We start from the raw sequence: 16,264 nt of genomic DNA, 5'->3' as shown, positions 1-16,264 counted from the left end.
ATTAACGTACCTTCAGCGTTGCCAGGCCAATCAGCACCAGCATCAGCGAAATAATCCAGAAACGCACGATGACACGCGGTTCCGGCCAGCCTTTCAGTTCATAGTGGTGATGGATAGGCGCCATCCGGAAGATGCGCTGTCCGCGCAGCTTGAATGAACCCACCTGCAGGATCACCGACAGGGTTTCAACCACAAACACGCCACCCATGATCACCAGCAGGAACTCCTGGCGCAGCAGCACGGCGATAATGCCCAGCGCGCCGCCCAGCGCCAGCGAACCCACGTCGCCCATAAAGACCTGCGCCGGGTAGGTGTTAAACCACAGGAACCCTAAACCTGCCCCGACAATCGCCGTGCAGACGATCACCAGTTCACCGGCATGACGCAGATACGGAATATGCAGATAGCTGGCGAAGTTCATGTTGCCACTCGCCCACGCCACCAGCGCAAAGCCCGCCGCCACGAAGACGGTAGGCATAATCGCCAGGCCGTCGAGGCCGTCAGTCAGGTTTACTGCGTTACCGGTACCGACAATCACGAAGTAGGCCAGCAGGATGTAGAACAGGCCCAGCTGCGGCATCACGTCTTTGAAGAACGGCACCACCAGTTCGGTGGCTGGCGTGTCTTTGCCTGCCAGATAGAGCGCAAACGCCACGCCCAGCGCAATCACCGACATCCAGAAATACTTCCAGCGGGCGATCAGGCCTTTGGTGTCTTTGCGCACCACTTTGCGGTAGTCATCGACGAAACCGATAATCCCGTACCCGACCAGCACCACCAGCACGCACCAGACGTACGGGTTTGACGGATAAGCCCACAGCAGCACCGACACCACAATCGCGGTAAGGATCATAATGCCGCCCATGGTCGGCGTACCGCGTTTGCTGAAGTGTGATTCCGGACCGTCGTTACGCACAACCTGACCGAAAGAGAGTTTTTGCAGACGGGCAATCATGCGCGGGCCCATCCACAGCGAGATGAACAGCGCAGTCAGCAGGCTGACGATGGCGCGAAACGTCAGATAGGAAAAGACGTTAAAGCCGGAATAATATTTGACCAAATGCTCGGCCAGCCAAACTAACATGTCCCATTCTCCTGTAAAGCGTGCACAACCTCTTCCATGGCGGCACTGCGTGAACCTTTCACTAAAACTGTCACTATTTGTTGTTCTGCAACCAGCGCCCTGAGGCGGGCGATCAACGCCGCTTTATCGGCAAAATGCTCACCGACGCCGCTGGCCTGGCTGATATTTTTACTGAGATGACCGGCGCTTAACACGCGATCGATACCGGAGGCTTTCGCCGCCTCACCCACCTCGGTGTGGCAGGCTTCGCTCTCATCACCCAGCTCGGCCATATCCCCGACCACCATCACGCGATAGCCCGGCATCTCAGACAGCACCTGTACGGCGGCGGTCATAGAGCCGACGTTGGCGTTGTAGGAGTCATCCAGCAGCAGTTTGTTTTCTGCCAGCTGAACAGGGAACAGGCGTCCAGGGACGGCTTTGAGGTTTGCCAGCCCGGCTTTGATAGCCGACAGCGGCGCGCCGACGGCCATCGCCAGCGAACTTGCCGCCAGGGCATTGGCGATGTTGTGGCGACCCGGCAGAGGCAGCAGCACATCCACATTGCCGGTTGGGGTCTGGAGCGTAAATTCGGTGCCGTGGGAGGTCACGTGGATGTTGGTCGCGGAGAAGTCGCTGTTGGCAGCATTCGGCGAGAAGCGCCAGGTTTTACGATCCCCTATGACGCTTTTCCAGTTCAGCCAGTCGTTGTTATCGGCATTCATAATGGCGATGCCGTTTGCCGGCAGGCCGGTATAAATCTCGCCTTTCGCTTTCGCCACGCCTTCAAGTGAGCCGAAACCTTCGAGGTGCGCCGCAGCAAGGTTATTCACCAGCGCCGCTTCCGGACGGGTCAGATTGACGGTCCAGGCGATTTCACCCTGGTGATTAGCCCCCAGCTCGATCACCGCAAACTCGTGCTCGGGCGTCAGGCGCAGCAGCGTCATCGGCACGCCGATGTCGTTGTTCAGATTGCCTGCGGTATAAAGCGTGTTGCCACACTGCGAGAGGATGGCGGCGGTCATCTCCTTAACGGAGGTTTTACCGGAGGAGCCGGTCAGCGCCACAACGCGCGCCGGAACCTGCTGGCGAACCCATGCCGCCAGCTCACCAAACGCCAGACGGGTATCTTTCACTACCGCCTGCGGCAGGTCGATATCCAGCTTACGGCTTACCAGCAGTGCGCCAGCACCGGCGGCTTTCGCCTGTTCTGCAAAATCGTGGGCATCGAAACGCTCACCCTTCAGCGCCACAAACAGGCAGCCAGGAGTGATTTTGCGCGTGTCGGTGGTAACAGCATCGAAGGTCAGATCGTCGCCGCTGACGTCAGCGCCCAGGATCCTCGCCAGCTGGTTTAGCGTTACGCTAATCATGCCACCACTCCCAGCAGACGCGCCGCGGTCACACGGTCGGAGTAATCCAGACGGTTGGTACCGACAATTTGATAGTCTTCGTGGCCTTTACCGGCCAGTAGCACTACGTCGTTTTCGTTAGCCTGCATAATGGCGTTGGTCACCGCTTCTGCGCGGCCTTCCACCACGCGGGCGCGGCCCGCATCCAGCATACCGGCCAGAATGTCGTTGATGATAGCGCGCGGCTCTTCGGTGCGCGGGTTGTCATCGGTAACTACCGCGATGTCCGCGAACTGCTCGGCAATAGCCCCCATCAGCGGGCGTTTGCCTTTGTCGCGATCGCCGCCGCAGCCAAAGACGCACCACAGCTTACCGGCACAGTGCAGGCGCGCGGCCTCCAGCGCTTTTTCCAGTGCGTCCGGCGTGTGGGCATAATCCACCACCACGGTCGGTTTGCCAGGGGCAGTGAACACTTCCATACGACCACAGACCGGCAGCAGGCGCGCGGAGGTGCTGAGCAGGTCCGCCAGCGGATAATCCAGCGCCAGCAGGGTGGCGAGAGCCAGCAGCAGGTTGCTGACGTTGAAGGCCCCCATCAGGCGGCTTTCGATTTCGCCTTCGCCCCATGAGGAGGTAAAGCGAATGGTCGCCCCGCTGTCGTGATAGGTCACGTCGGTGGCTTTCAGCCAGCGGCCGTGGCAGTTCGGGTTGATATGGTCGGCCATGGAGACCGCAACGGCATCCGGCAGCTTAGCCAGCCAGCGGCGTCCCACTTCGTCATCGGCGTTGATAATCGCCTGACCGCAGTGATGTGTGGCATACAGCTGCCATTTCGCCGCTTCGTAGTTTTCCATATCGCCATGGTAATCGAGATGGTCCCGGCTCAGGTTAGTGAACACGGAGGCCGCAAATTTCAGGGCCGCAACACGGTGCTGTACCAGCCCGTGGGAAGAGACTTCCATTGCCGCGAAGGTCGCGCCCTGCCCTGCCAGACCCGCCAGCACGTGCTGGACGTCGACCGCAGAGCCCGTGGTGTTTTCCGTTGGGTTGACTTTGCCCAGCAGGCCGTTGCCTACGGTCCCCATCACCGCACTGGTTTCACCCAACAATTGTGCCCACTGCGCCATCAGCTGCGTGGTCGTGGTTTTACCGTTAGTCCCGGTGACGCCAACCAGACGCAGTCGGTCAGAGGGTTCGTTATAAAAACGTCCCGCCAGCGCAGAGAGACGTTCATTCAACTGGCTGAGATAGATGACCGGCACGCCGTGCATTTCACGGATTTCACCGTCAGTGGCCTCATCTTTTGCCTCAGCAATAATGGCAGCTACACCTTGCGCTATCGCCTGCGGGATATACCGACGCCCGTCCGCCTGATGACCCACTACTGCCACAAAAAGATCGCCCGACGCAGCCAAACGGCTGTCGAGTACCATCTCTCGCAGTACTCGCGCAGGTAAACCTGATACCCACGGAGCAAGAAGGTCGCGCAAATTACGATCTGCCACCTGTTCCCTCGCCTTGATTAATTACAAATTCACTTTTCTCGCCTGTTGCCAGCGCATCCGGCTCGATGTTCATGGTGCGCAGTACGCCGCCCATGATGGCACCGAAGACCGGCGCGGAAACGGCGCCACCGTAGTATTTACCCGCCTGTGGATCGTTGATGACCACCACCAGCGCAAAACGCGGATTACTCGCAGGCGCAACGCCTGCGGTGTATGCAATATATTTATTGATGTAGCGGCCATCCGGACCGACTTTTTTCGCCGTACCGGTTTTGATCGCGATGCGATAGCCTTTGATCGCCGCCTTCACGCCGCCGCCGCCGGGCAGCGCCACGCTTTCCATCATGTGAACGACGGTACGGACGATCGATTCCGGGAAGACGCGCTCACCGGGAACCGGGGGGTCAACTTTGGTAATTGAGAGCGGGCGATAGACGCCATAGCTGCCAATCGTTGCATAGACTCGCGCCAACTGTAACGGTGTTACCATTAGCCCGTAGCCGAAAGAGAAGGTGGCCCTCTCTATGTCAGACCACCGTTGTTTTTGAGGATATAAGCCACTGCGTTCTCCGACCAACCCCAAATTGGTCGCTTTTCCCAGCCCAAAACGTGAGTAAGTTTCTACTAACGCTGAGGACGGCATCGCTAACGCCAGCTTAGAAACGCCGACGTTACTCGACTTCTGTAAAACCCCGGTGAGGGTCAATTCGCTGTAACGCGCCACGTCTTTGATTTCGTGACCGTTAATTCGGTAAGGAATGGTGTTGAGTACGGTATTTTCATTGACGATGCCGCGTTGCAGGGCCGTCATCACCACCATCGGTTTGACCGTTGAACCCGGCTCGAAGACGTCAGTGATCGAACGGTTGCGCATGGCGTCTTTAGCCGTTCCGGCAAAATTGTTCGGGTTGTAGGACGGGCTGCTGGCCATCGCCAGCACTTCGCCAGTGCTGACATCCACCAGTACCGCACTGCCGGATTCCGCTTTGTTAAAGGCCACGGCGTTATTCAGCTCACGATACACCAGCGCCTGCAGACGTTCGTCAATGCTCAGAGCCAGGTTGTGCGCCGCCTGGCTATCCGTTGAGGAGATATCTTCAATTACGCGGCCGTAGCGGTCTTTACGCACCACGCGCTCGCCCGGTTGACCGGTCAGCCACTTATCGAAGCTCTTTTCAACGCCTTCAATACCCTGACTGTCGACGTTAGTGAAGCCGATCAGGTGGGCAGTCACTTCCCCGGATGGGTAGTAGCGACGTGACTCTTCACGCAGGTGAATGCCGGGCAACTTCAGTTTTTTGATGTAGTCGGCCATGTCAGGGTTAACCTGACGCGCAAGATAGATAAAGCGCCCTTTCGGGTTGGCATTCACGCGCGCCGCCAGCTGATCGAGCGGCATTTTCAGCGCGTCTGACAGCGCTTTCCAGCGGTTATCCAGCGAGATCCCACCGGCGTCATGCAGCTCTTTAGGATCCGCCCAGATCGCTTTTACCGGCACGCTGACCGCCAGCGGACGACCCGAGCGGTCGGTGATCAGGCCGCGCGAAGTGGAGACTTCCTGAACGCGCAGGGAGCGCATATCACCCTGACGCACCAGCATGTCGGGCGCAATGATCTGCAGCCACGCCACGCGTCCCAGCAGGAAACCCAGCGCCAGTAAAATGCAGCCGCACAGCAACGCAAAACGCCAGCTGATAAAGCTGGCCTGTTCTTCCTGACGTTTTGGTTTTAGCGCCTTCGCCGCCGATTTCATGCGTCGCGTTTTTCCTTATTTTTGTACTACGATATTTTCCTGAGAAGGATCAACATGCTGCATCTGCAGCTTTTCCGTTGCGATCCGTTCAACCCGGCTATGATCGCCGAGCGCATTTTCTTCGAGGATCAGATTTCGCCACTCGATATCCAGCGCATCACGCTCCAGCACCAGCTGTTCGCGCTGCGCCGTTAACAAACGGGTATGGTGAGCGGTGGTCACGACCGTGACCGCCGACACAATGATGCAAATAAACAGGCACAGTGGCAGCTTGCCGAAACGCAACAGATCGTCCCAGATGACGCCGGGCAAGGCATGACGCTCGTTGCTGCTAAGCGAATCTTTAACCTTGCTGAAGGTATCTGCCACCTTGCCAATCATGCGGTCGTCCTTTCTGCAATACGCAGCACTGAACTACGGGCGCGTGGGTTCTCTTCCACTTCTGCTTCGCCCGGCATTAATTTGCCCAACGCGCGCAGCTGACGACCACCCAGCTTTTTGAGCTGCTCTTCCGTCATCGGTAACCCGGCCGGAACCTGCGGACCGCGGCTTTGCTCGCGCATAAAGCGCTTCACGATGCGATCTTCCAGCGAGTGGAAGCTGATAATCGACAGGCGACCACCCGGGGCAAGCACGCCAAGCGAACTCTTCAGCGCCTGCTCGATCTCGTCCAGCTCGCTGTTCACCCAGATGCGAACGGCCTGGAAGGTGCGGGTGGCGGGATGTTTGTATTTGTCCTTCACCGGGGTTGCCGCGGCGATCACTTCCGCCAGCTCTTTGGTGCGGGTCATCGGCTCAATGCGGTTGCGCTCAACGATGGCTCGGGCTATACGCTTGCCAAAACGCTCTTCACCAAAGGTTTTGATCACCCAGGCGATATCGGCTTCTTCGGCGGTTTGCAGCCACTCGGCGGCGGACTGGCCGCGCGTTGGATCCATGCGCATGTCCAGTGGACCATCGCGCATAAAGGAGAAGCCGCGTTCAGCATCGTCAAGCTGCGGTGAGGAGACGCCAAGATCGAGAAGAATGCCGTCGATCTTGCCGGTTAAACCACGCTCGCTGACGTAATCAGCCAACGCGGAAAAAGGACCGTGAACGATGGAAAAGCGTGGGTCATCGATGGTTTTTGCCACCTCAATCGCCTGTGGATCGCGATCGATTGCCAGCAAACGGCCTTCCGCTCCCAGTTGGGAGAGGATCAATCGTGAGTGACCACCCCGGCCAAAAGTGCCATCAATATAGATGCCATCAGGACGAATATTCAGGCCATTGACGGCCTCATCCAGTAGCACCGTCGTATGTTTATAATTTTCCATCATATTTATAGAGACAAATCCTGCAATCGTTCCGACAATGTCGCGGAATCAGACTGCTCTGCGTCGATATCTTCCTTGACCCGTTGATACCAGGCCGTTTCATCCCACAGTTCAAATTTATTGAACTGTCCGACCAGCATCACTTCTTTTGTCAGACCGGCATGTTGCCGCAGCACAGGCGCAATCAACAGACGCCCCGCGCTATCCATCTGACATTCACTGGCATGACCCAATAACAGCCGCTGCACGCGGCGTTCCTGCGGGTTCATGCTCGACAGTCGAGACAGCTTTTGCTCAATGATTTCCCATTCAGGCAAGGGGTAAAGCAGCAGGCAGGCGTGGTTGATGTCAATGGTGCAGACCATTTGACCAGAAGCGCTCTCGTTCAGCCGATCGCGATATCGTGTTGGGACCGATAAACGCCCTTTGCTGTCGAGATTGACTAACGTCGCTCCACGGAACATGCCAGTCTCACCCCTCCTCACCACTTTTACCCACAAATTCCCACTTAAGGGAGTTTACGGAGCGATGGAAAAGCTTGTCAAGCCAGGACTTCCGCGACATCAGTCTAAATGTTACTGATTTACGAACGGAAGTTAATCAGGCTATTAACCGTACAACTGGCGAGGCAAAATTAACGTGATGAATATTTGCGAGAAAAAACTCAGATATGCATACCAGCGTTAAAAATCACTCATCTCATCGCAACGAAATATAAAGTGTCAGTTTGCGACGCGGGCGGCATTTTAAGCCATATTCTCAGGGGATAACAGCGCCAGATTCAACGCGGCCGCCATGCCGGTAGCGCGTAAACAGAGAGTGGGATAGTGCAAGGAAAAAAATGGCTGATAATTCAGCAATAGCGATCGGTTATGTAACAAAATAATACAATTGATGTCATCTATGGCAATTAAATAAACATGAAAAGAAGTTTTAAATAGCCAGGGGAAATAAAAAGCATAGCAGGCGATGTGTTTTAGAGAATTATCTTAAAAATAATAAGGGAATTCCTGCGCATAGTAATGGCAATAAATTCAGGGCAGCTTTCACTGCCCTGCCACCCTTACGTACGGCTTAATATGCCGCGACGGTAGAGATTACGACGGATGCGCGTTAGCCCTGGTTTAGGCTTACGCGGCTCATCGAGGCTCGCCAGTACGATCTCCAGCACCCGTTCTGCCACGTCGCGATGACGCTGGGCAACGGCCAGCACCGGACACTGCAGGAAATCGAGCAGCTCGTGATCGCCGAAGGTCGCAATCGCCAGATCCGAAGGCAGCTTGCCCTCGCGGCGCAACGTCACATCCATCACCCCCTGCAGCAGCGCAAAAGAGGTGGTGAACAGCGCCTGCGGCATCGGATGGGTTTCCAGCCACTTCTCAAAAAGCTGCGCCGAGGCTTCACGCTCGTAGCTGTTGGCATAGAGGAAGTCCACTTCGCGGGGATCGTCTTTCCATGCGGTGCGGAACCCTTGCTCGCGCAGGAAGCTCACGGAAAGCTCAGGTAAGGCGCCCAGATAGAGGACGTTTTCCGCCGGGAAGGTCCGCAGCTCCGCCGCCAGCATCTCGGCATCATCCTGATCGGCACCCACTACGCTTGTGAAATGCTCGCGGTCTAATGCACGGTCGAGGGCGACAATAGGGAAGGAATCATTGGCCCAGCGCTGGTAGAACGGATGCTCCGGCGGGAGTGAAGTTGAAACGATAATGGCATCGACCTGACGCTGCAGCAGGTGCTCAATACAACGCATTTCATTATCGGGCTGATCTTCCGAACAGGCGATCAACAGTTGATAGCCGCGCTGACGCGCCTGGCGCTCAAGGTAGTTTGCGATCCGGGTGTAACTGGTGTTTTCCAGATCCGGGATCACCAGGCCGATCGAACGGGTGCGGCCGGCGCGTAAACCTGCCGCGACAGCATTCGGATGGTAGTTATGTTCACGAACCACGGCCATCACTTTCTCAACGGTCTTGTCGCTGACCCGATACTGCTTCGCTTTACCGTTAATCACATAGCTTGCCGTTGTTCGCGACACGCCGGCGAGCCTGGCGATTTCATCCAGTTTCACAATTGCCCCTTAAAAAGTATAAAAGAGTCCATGACCTTGTCAGGGTTAAGACTAAATCTTGTAACATCTAAGCGCAGAATAGTCTGTGCGGCAACCGCTTTTGTCCGTACAACGGCATCGGTGCGCAAAAAAAAGCCCGGTTAATCGCACCGGGCAATAGAGAGGCGAACTTTTTATCCTTAACGCATCACTTTGTCACCGCGAGAGAGCCCCACGACGCCAGAACGCGCCACTTCAACAATTTTTGCCACATCCCGCACCGAGGCAAGGAAGGCATCCAGCTTATCGCTGGTACCGGCAAGCTGAACGGTGTAGATAGACGGGGTGACATCGATGATCTGCCCACGGAAAATATCCGCGTTGCGTTTCACCTCTTCACGCCCGTAGCCGGTGGCCTGAATTTTCACCAGCATGATCTCGCGTTCAACGTAAGCCCCCTGCCCCAGCTCGCTGACGCGTAAGACATCCACCAGCTTATGCAGCTGCTTTTCGATCTGCTCCAGCACCTTCGCATCACCCACCGTCTGAATGGTCATGCGGGAAAGCGTCGGATCGTCCGTCGGAGCAACCGTCAGGCTTTCGATGTTATAGCCGCGCTGTGCAAAGAGCCCAATCACGCGAGACAGCGCCCCGGACTCGTTTTCCAGTAATACAGATAATATCCGGCGCATATCAGGTTCTCTCCGTTTTGCTTAACCACATTTCATCCATACCGCCGCCGCGAATATGCATCGGATAAACATGTTCAGTGCCATCCACAACCACATCGACAAAGACCAGACGGTTATTTTTAACGTGCTCAAGGGCTTCGCTGAGCTTCGCTTCCAGCTCTGCCGGATTGCTGATGCGCATACCAATGTGGCCGTAAGCTTCTGCCAGACGGACAAAATCAGGCAACGAGTTCATGTAAGACTGCGAATGACGACCGGAATAGATCATGTCCTGCCACTGCTTCACCATGCCCAGATAGCCGTTATTCAGGTTGAGCACCAGCACCGGCAGCTCATACTGCAGCGCGGTGGAGAGCTCCTGGATGTTCATCTGGATACTGCCATCGCCGGTCACGCAGACCACCGTCTCTTCCGGTAACGCCAGCTTAACGCCCAGCGCGGCAGGCAGGCCAAAGCCCATGGTGCCGAGGCCGCCGGAGTTGATCCAGCGACGTGGCTTATCAAACGGGTAATAGAGCGCGGCGAACATCTGGTGCTGGCCGACGTCAGACGTAACGTAAGCCTCGCCGTCGGTCAGCCGCCAGATGGTTTCAATCACCGCCTGCGGTTTGATGTTCTCGCTTTGGGTGTCGTACTTCAGACACTGACGCGCACACCACTGCTCAATTTGCAGCCACCAGTCACGAATATCATCGAGCGGCTGGACATAGTTTTCCTGCGCCAGTAGCTCCAGCATCTGATCCAGAACCTGACGTGCGTCGCCCACAATTGGCACATCCGCCGGAACGGTTTTGGAAATAGAGGTAGGATCGATGTCGATGTGTAGCACCGTGGCATTGGGGCAGTATTTCGCCAGGTTATTGGTAGTGCGATCGTCAAAACGCACCCCCACGGCAAAGATGACATCGGAATTGTGCATCGTCATGTTAGCTTCATACGTGCCATGCATGCCGAGCATACCAAGCGCCTGGCGATGCGTGGCCGGGAACGCCCCGAGTCCCATTAATGAAGAGGCTACCGGCAGATTCAGCTTTTCGATAAGCGTCCGCAGCTGTGTTTCACACTGGGCATTGACCGCTCCGCCGCCAACGTACACCACCGGCTTTTTGGCCGTCGCCAGGGTTTGCAGGGCGCGCTTAATCTGGCCCTTGTGCCCCTGAGTGGTTGGGTTATAAGAACGCATGCTGACCGACTCTGGCCAGACATAAGGCAATTTGTTTGCCGGATTCAGAATATCTTTGGGAAGGTCAACCACCACCGGCCCCGGACGTCCGCTGGCCGCCAGCCAGAAGGCCTTTTTCAGCACGCCCGGAATATCTTCCGTCTGCTTGACCAGGAAACTGTGTTTCACCACCGGACGCGAGATGCCAACCATGTCGCACTCCTGAAAGGCATCGTAGCCAATCAGCGAGGTCGCAACCTGACCGGAGAGCACCACCATCGGGATGGAATCCATATAGGCCGTGGCGATCCCGGTAATAGCGTTGGTCGCGCCAGGACCGGATGTCACCAGCACAACGCCCACCTCACCTGTCGCACGCGCCAGTCCGTCGGCCATATGCACGGCAGCTTGCTCATGACGCACCAGGACGTGATCGATACCGCCAACGGTATGTAGTGCGTCGTAAATATCGAGGACCGCGCCCCCAGGGTAACCGAACACTTGCTTCACGCCCTGATCGATTAACGATCGGACGACCATTTCGGCGCCAGACAACATCTCCATGATTTGCCTCCAGGCTTATCGTTTCAGACGGACAGGAGATCCAGGTTCTGAGCCGTCGTTTTTGTCAGGGTTACCCCTGGCGATTTTTATTGTGCAGAGTGACAGTTACCATAACCGCTCGCCGGAAGGCAGGCAATTAGCAAACCTCGGCTGGTGCATAAACCAAAAAGAAGAAATAAGAGGTATTAATATTTGTTATGGATAAATCTACTACGATAACGAGGAGGAGTGAGCGTTCGTCATTTGAAAAGGGGGAGGCGCAGGAATTCATGCATTTTTACTGCCAGACAATAACAATAAAAAATTCACCAACAGAATAAAATTTCAGAAATAATCAGATAGTCAGGATAAATAACAATAACACTGAAATTTATCCTGACGGTGTTTATCGTCGGCAGACGCTGACCAGCAACTCCTCCATCCACTGATGGCCTTTATCGCGACCGGCTGCTTCATGCCATGAGAGATAGCAGGTACGCGAGTTAAGGTTCAGCGGCAGCGGCATAATTCGCAGGTTCAGCGGCTCGGCAAACTCTTCAACCAGCCAGCGCGGGGCAATGGCGACCAGGTGGGTTTGCGAGACAATATTCAATACGCTGACCATCGCCATTCCCTGATAGGCCACACAGGCCTGCTTATCTGGCGTGTCGTACCATGGCTGGCTAAATGAAGCGTAGCGATCGAGGGCGACAACCGCATGCTGTTCGCGATAAATATCGCTTTCCAGCAACATACCATTCAGGCGCGGATGGGTTTTGCTGGTCACCAGCACCATTTCATCTCTGAATAACGGCACGCAGGAAAACTCCGGGCGACGAAACTCTTCGTAGCCAATAACAAACTCCGTTTCCTGATACCGCAGCTGATGTTCCGTATTCTGGTTAAGGGATGATTTGAAAACCAGCTGAATATTAGGTGCAACCTCCTCAACCTTATTATAAATAAGCGAGGTGAGATAATTATCCAGAGGGCTACAAACGCATAAATGGAAAATACGCTCGCTGCTGCTTGAGTCGAATCCCGATCCCGGCAGTTCATTCTGCACCAGCTGTAGCGCCTGGCGTACCGATGCAAACAGCTGATAGGCCCGGGCAGTAGGCTGAATACCGCGGCCATAACGAACAAATAATTCGTCGTTAAACATGACCTTGAGTCTTGCGACAGCATTGCTGACAGCGGGCTGCGACATCCCCAGAGACTGGGCGGCGCGCGTAATATTTTGCTCCTGCATCACCGCATCAAAGACAGTTAAAAGGTTCAGATCCACCGTACGAAGTTGGGGTTTCGTCCCCTCTGACACAGGCGATTTTTCGCTACTTTCTTCAGACATATCCTGCTCCACTGTCACGCTGAACTCCCTTTTCTCGTGTGCAACAATAAATTTAAAAAATATGATTTATCACGCATATAAAACAAGCTAAAGAGAAATGTTACAAATTAGGAATATATAAATACCCGTCAGCAGTGACAGGACTAAGGCATAAGATAAGAGAACATGTTCAAAAAACAACAAAACATATCAATTAGTTTATATTGCGAATGAAACCATAGATCACACAAATAAACAACATGGCATTTCGTTAAGGTCCAATTAAGTACTAATGAAAGATTAACAGTAAAATAATTAAATTAATTAACATTTCATTATCGGGAAAATTACTTTCCCATCTTTCTCGACTGTTTCATCATGGTAACTTAATGAAAGTTAAAGAATTCAAAAGCCAGGCTTATTGTTTCGAAAGTTTAAACAATTGCAATTAAATATATTTAAATAATTCCACCGTTAAATTCGCCGACATAAATCAGAAGAACAAAATTGTCTGACAGGGAAAAACCAGCACAATAAGCTAATTTCATTCTGACATGTCAGGGGAGCAAAGGGCCGTTTTCACATCTGAGGGGTTGACATCAAACCGCGTATCCAGTACCACTAAAAGCATATCTTATTTCTATGGGGCATGACTCATGATTCACAGCACTCGTTTCACCGGTCTACTACTACTAAACGCATCCACTGTGCGCGGTAAACTGGCGGGCGAAATTCAGCGTTGAATCGTTCCCCCGGTTAAGACAAAAAACCCGCGCCACTGCGCGGGTTTTTTTATGCTCGTAGCAAGGCGCCCAAATTCAGACAAGGACCTAAACCATGAGCCAGCAAGTCATTATTTTCGATACGACCTTACGTGACGGTGAACAGGCATTACAGGCAAGCCTGAGCGTCAAAGAGAAATTGCAGATTGCTCTGGCCCTTGAACGTATGGGCGTAGACGTAATGGAAGTGGGCTTCCCGGTCTCTTCTCCAGGTGATTTTGAGTCCGTTCAGACCATCGCCCGCACCATTAAAAACAGCCGGGTCTGTGCGCTGGCTCGCTGCGTCGAGAAAGATATTGATGTCGCCGCGGAGTCGCTGAAAGTCGCCGAAGCCTTCCGTATTCATACCTTTATTGCCACCTCGCCGATGCATATCGCCACCAAGCTGCGCAGCACGCTGGATGAGGTGATCGAGCGCTCCATCTATATGGTAAAACGCGCCCGTAACTATACCGACGACGTTGAGTTCTCCTGTGAAGATGCAGGCCGTACGCCGATTGACGATCTGGCCCGCGTGGTCGAAGCAGCCATCCGTGCCGGCGCCACCACCATCAACATCCCGGACACCGTCGGCTACACCATGCCGTTCGAGTTCTCCAACATCATTACCGGCCTGTATGAGCGCGTGCCGAACATTGATAAAGCGATTATCTCTGTTCACACCCACGACGATTTAGGCCTGGCGGTGGGTAACGCCATTGCCGCGGTCCATGCCGGCGCACGTCAGGTTGAAGGCGCCATGAACGGTATCGGCGAGCGCGCCGGTAACTGTTCGCTGGAAGAAGTGATCATGGCGATCAAAGTGCGCAAAGACATCATGAATGTGCAGACCCGCATCAATCACCAGGAGATCTGGCGCACCAGCCAGACAGTCAGCCAGATCTGCAACATGCCGGTCCCGGCGAACAAAGCGATTGTTGGCACCGGTGCTTTCGCCCACTCCTCCGGTATCCACCAGGACGGCGTGCTGAAGAACCGTGAAAACTACGAAATCATGACCCCGGAATCTATCGGTCTGAATCAGGTGCAGTTGAACCTGACTTCCCGCTCTGGCCGTGCGGCGGTAAAACACCGCATGGAAGAGATGGGTTACAAAGATACCGACTACAACATGGATCACCTGTACGACGCCTTCCTGAAGCTGGCCGATAAGAAAGGTCAGGTCTTTGATTACGATCTGGAAGCGCTGGCGTTTATCAACAAGCAGCAGGAAGAGCCAGAGCATTTCCGTCTGGACTACTTCAGCGTGCAGTCGGGTTCAAGCGATATCGCCACCGCCTCCGTCAAGCTGGCCTGCGGTGAAGAGATTAAAGCCGAAGCGGCTAATGGCAACGGTCCGGTCGATGCCATCTACCAGGCCATTAACCGCGTCACCGATTACGACGTTGAGCTGGTCAAATATGACCTGACGGCGAAAGGCCAGGGCAAAAACGCGCTGGGTCAGGTCGACATCGTGGTCAACTATAACGGCCGTCGCTTCCACGGCGTGGGCCTGGCGACCGATATCGTCGAATCCTCCGCTAAAGCCATGGTTCACGTCCTGAACAATATCTGGCGCGCCGCGGAAGTTGAAAAAGAGTTGCAACGCAAAGCTCAGAATAAAGAGAACAATAAGGAAACCGTGTAATGTCGAAGAATTACCATATTGCTGTGTTGCCGGGTGACGGAATTGGCCCGGAAGTTATGGCACAGGCGCTGAAGGTTCTGGAAGCTGTCCGCACCCGTTTTGCGATGAAAATTACCACCAGCCACTACGACGTGGGCGGTATCGCGATCGATAACCAGGGTACGCCTCTGCCGCAGGCAACGGTTACCGGCTGTGAGAATGCCGACGCGGTATTGTTCGGTTCCGTGGGTGGCCCGAAATGGGAACACCTGCCGCCGGCCGAGCAGCCAGAGCGCGGCGCACTGCTGCCATTACGTAAACACTTCAAGCTGTTCAGCAACCTGCGTCCGGCCAAACTGTATCAGGGTCTGGAAGAGTTCTGCCCGCTGCGCGCCGATATCGCCGCCAACGGCTTCGACATTCTGTGCGTCCGTGAACTGACCGGCGGCATCTACTTCGGTCAGCCGAAAGGCCGTGAAGGCAGCGGCCAGCACGAAAAAGCGTTTGATACCGAGGTGTATCACCGTTTTGAGATCGAACGTATCGCCCGTATTGCGTTCGAATCTGCCCGCAAACGCGGCCATAAAGTGACTTCAATTGATAAAGCGAACGTGCTGCAATCTTCGATCCTGTGGCGCGAAATCGTCAACGAGATCGCTCAGGAGTACCCGGACGTTCAGCTGGCGCATATGTATATCGACAATGCCACTATGCAGCTGATTAAAGATCCGTCCCAGTTCGACGTACTGCTGTGCTCCAACCTGTTCGGCGACATTCTCTCCGACGAGTGCGCGATGATCACCGGCTCTATGGGGATGCTGCCGTCCGCCAGCCTGAACGAAGAAGGTTTTGGCCTGTACGAACCGGCAGGCGGCTCCGCCCCGGACATCGCAGGCAAAAATATTGCGAACCCGATTGCGCAGATCCTCTCTCTGGCGCTGTTGCTGCGCTACAGCCTGAACGCTGACGACGCGGCGACGGCCATCGAAAACGCCATCAACCGCGCGCTGGAAGAAGGCATTCGCACCGGTGATTTGGCCCGTGGTGCGGCCGCAGTCGGTACTGATGAAATGGGTGATATCATCGCCCGCTATGTCGCTGAAGGGGTGTAAT

General features: G+C 54.9%; 14 protein-coding genes. 3 read left to right on the top strand and 11 right to left on the bottom strand.

The genetic code is table 11. The annotated features are described in order from the left end of the window. Window position 1: 1 nt before the first annotated feature. From mraY to leuO, 11 genes are all read right to left on the bottom strand, one after another. Window positions 2-1,084, bottom strand: a complete 1,083-nt coding sequence (mraY, locus tag FHN83_RS15490; RefSeq protein ID WP_039030377.1) for a phospho-N-acetylmuramoyl-pentapeptide-transferase — start codon at window positions 1,082-1,084, stop codon at window positions 2-4. Continuing rightward, window positions 1,078-2,436, bottom strand: coding sequence for a UDP-N-acetylmuramoyl-tripeptide--D-alanyl-D-alanine ligase (gene murF / locus FHN83_RS15485; RefSeq protein ID WP_139564331.1), 1,359 nt, complete (start codon window positions 2,434-2,436; stop codon window positions 1,078-1,080). Before murF ends, mraY begins: the two co-directional genes overlap by 7 nt. Continuing rightward, the gene (gene murE / locus FHN83_RS15480) at window positions 2,433-3,920 is read right to left on the bottom strand and encodes a UDP-N-acetylmuramoyl-L-alanyl-D-glutamate--2,6-diaminopimelate ligase (RefSeq protein ID WP_139564330.1); all 1,488 of its coding nucleotides are present in this window, start codon (window positions 3,918-3,920) and stop codon (window positions 2,433-2,435) included. The genes murF and murE overlap by 4 nt, the downstream gene beginning before the upstream one ends. After that, window positions 3,907-5,673, bottom strand: a complete 1,767-nt coding sequence (locus tag FHN83_RS15475; RefSeq protein ID WP_039030380.1) for a peptidoglycan glycosyltransferase FtsI — start codon at window positions 5,671-5,673, stop codon at window positions 3,907-3,909. Before FHN83_RS15475 ends, murE begins: the two co-directional genes overlap by 14 nt. A 15-nt stretch (window positions 5,674-5,688) precedes the next feature. Then, window positions 5,689-6,054, bottom strand: coding sequence for a cell division protein FtsL (ftsL, locus tag FHN83_RS15470; RefSeq protein ID WP_039030381.1), 366 nt, complete (start codon window positions 6,052-6,054; stop codon window positions 5,689-5,691). Continuing rightward, window positions 6,051-6,992, bottom strand: a complete 942-nt coding sequence (rsmH, locus tag FHN83_RS15465; protein WP_139564329.1) for a 16S rRNA (cytosine(1402)-N(4))-methyltransferase RsmH — start codon at window positions 6,990-6,992, stop codon at window positions 6,051-6,053. Before rsmH ends, ftsL begins: the two co-directional genes overlap by 4 nt. A 2-nt stretch (window positions 6,993-6,994) precedes the next feature. Beyond that, on the bottom strand, window positions 6,995-7,453 hold the full coding sequence (gene mraZ / locus FHN83_RS15460; protein WP_039030383.1) for a division/cell wall cluster transcriptional repressor MraZ: 459 nt from the start codon (window positions 7,451-7,453) through the stop codon (window positions 6,995-6,997). A 599-nt stretch (window positions 7,454-8,052) separates the two neighbouring features. Then, window positions 8,053-9,057: a catabolite repressor/activator gene (cra, locus tag FHN83_RS15455; RefSeq protein WP_039030384.1), complete on the bottom strand. Its 1,005-nt coding sequence runs from the start codon at window positions 9,055-9,057 to the stop codon at window positions 8,053-8,055. 179 nt (window positions 9,058-9,236) lie between these two features. After that, on the bottom strand, window positions 9,237-9,728 hold the full coding sequence (gene ilvN / locus FHN83_RS15450) for an acetolactate synthase small subunit (protein WP_032616525.1): 492 nt from the start codon (window positions 9,726-9,728) through the stop codon (window positions 9,237-9,239). Window position 9,729: 1 nt separating this feature from the next. Then, a complete protein-coding gene (gene ilvI, locus FHN83_RS15445; RefSeq protein WP_139564328.1) occupies window positions 9,730-11,454 on the bottom strand; it encodes an acetolactate synthase 3 large subunit in 1,725 nt (574 codons plus the stop codon). A gap of 385 nt (window positions 11,455-11,839) precedes the next feature. Then, the gene (gene leuO, locus FHN83_RS15440) at window positions 11,840-12,784 is read right to left on the bottom strand and encodes a transcriptional regulator LeuO (RefSeq protein ID WP_039030386.1); all 945 of its coding nucleotides are present in this window, start codon (window positions 12,782-12,784) and stop codon (window positions 11,840-11,842) included. 635 nt (window positions 12,785-13,419) lie between these two features. Between leuO and leuL the strand changes: the two genes are divergently transcribed. From leuL to leuB, 3 genes are all read left to right on the top strand, one after another. Further along, window positions 13,420-13,506, top strand: coding sequence for a leu operon leader peptide (gene leuL, locus FHN83_RS28990; protein WP_139565444.1), 87 nt, complete (start codon window positions 13,420-13,422; stop codon window positions 13,504-13,506). A gap of 94 nt (window positions 13,507-13,600) precedes the next feature. After that, window positions 13,601-15,172, top strand: a complete 1,572-nt coding sequence (gene leuA / locus FHN83_RS15430; RefSeq protein WP_039030387.1) for a 2-isopropylmalate synthase — start codon at window positions 13,601-13,603, stop codon at window positions 15,170-15,172. Next, complete coding sequence (gene leuB / locus FHN83_RS15425) at window positions 15,172-16,263, top strand: 3-isopropylmalate dehydrogenase (protein ID WP_039030388.1); 1,092 nt, start codon at window positions 15,172-15,174, stop codon at window positions 16,261-16,263. Before leuA ends, leuB begins: the two co-directional genes overlap by 1 nt. Window position 16,264 lies beyond the last annotated feature (1 nt).

The organism is Leclercia adecarboxylata (assembly GCF_006171285.1).
Classification (GTDB): Bacteria; Pseudomonadota; Gammaproteobacteria; order Enterobacterales; family Enterobacteriaceae; genus Enterobacter; species Enterobacter barmai.
This window is presented reverse-complemented; position numbering and strand designations above follow the sequence as displayed.

Bases quoted from the DNA above. Each gene is read 5' to 3' on its own strand.
- ilvI (WP_139564328.1), bottom strand. From the start codon at position 11,454: ATGGAGATGTTGTCTGGCGCCGAAATGGTCGTCCGATCGTTAATCGAT.
- leuB (WP_039030388.1), top strand. From the start codon at position 15,172: ATGTCGAAGAATTACCATATTGCTGTGTTGCCGGGTGACGGAATTGGC.
- leuA (WP_039030387.1), top strand. From the start codon at position 13,601: ATGAGCCAGCAAGTCATTATTTTCGATACGACCTTACGTGACGGTGAA.
- FHN83_RS15475 (WP_039030380.1), bottom strand. From the start codon at position 5,673: ATGAAATCGGCGGCGAAGGCGCTAAAACCAAAACGTCAGGAAGAACAG.
- rsmH (WP_139564329.1), bottom strand. From the start codon at position 6,992: ATGATGGAAAATTATAAACATACGACGGTGCTACTGGATGAGGCCGTC.
- mraY (WP_039030377.1), bottom strand. From the start codon at position 1,084: ATGTTAGTTTGGCTGGCCGAGCATTTGGTCAAATATTATTCCGGCTTT.
- ftsL (WP_039030381.1), bottom strand. From the start codon at position 6,054: ATGATTGGCAAGGTGGCAGATACCTTCAGCAAGGTTAAAGATTCGCTT.
- leuO (WP_039030386.1), bottom strand. From the start codon at position 12,784: ATGTCTGAAGAAAGTAGCGAAAAATCGCCTGTGTCAGAGGGGACGAAA.
- murF (WP_139564331.1), bottom strand. From the start codon at position 2,436: ATGATTAGCGTAACGCTAAACCAGCTGGCGAGGATCCTGGGCGCTGAC.
- mraZ (WP_039030383.1), bottom strand. From the start codon at position 7,453: ATGTTCCGTGGAGCGACGTTAGTCAATCTCGACAGCAAAGGGCGTTTA.
- leuL (WP_139565444.1), top strand. From the start codon at position 13,420: ATGATTCACAGCACTCGTTTCACCGGTCTACTACTACTAAACGCATCC.
- ilvN (WP_032616525.1), bottom strand. From the start codon at position 9,728: ATGCGCCGGATATTATCTGTATTACTGGAAAACGAGTCCGGGGCGCTG.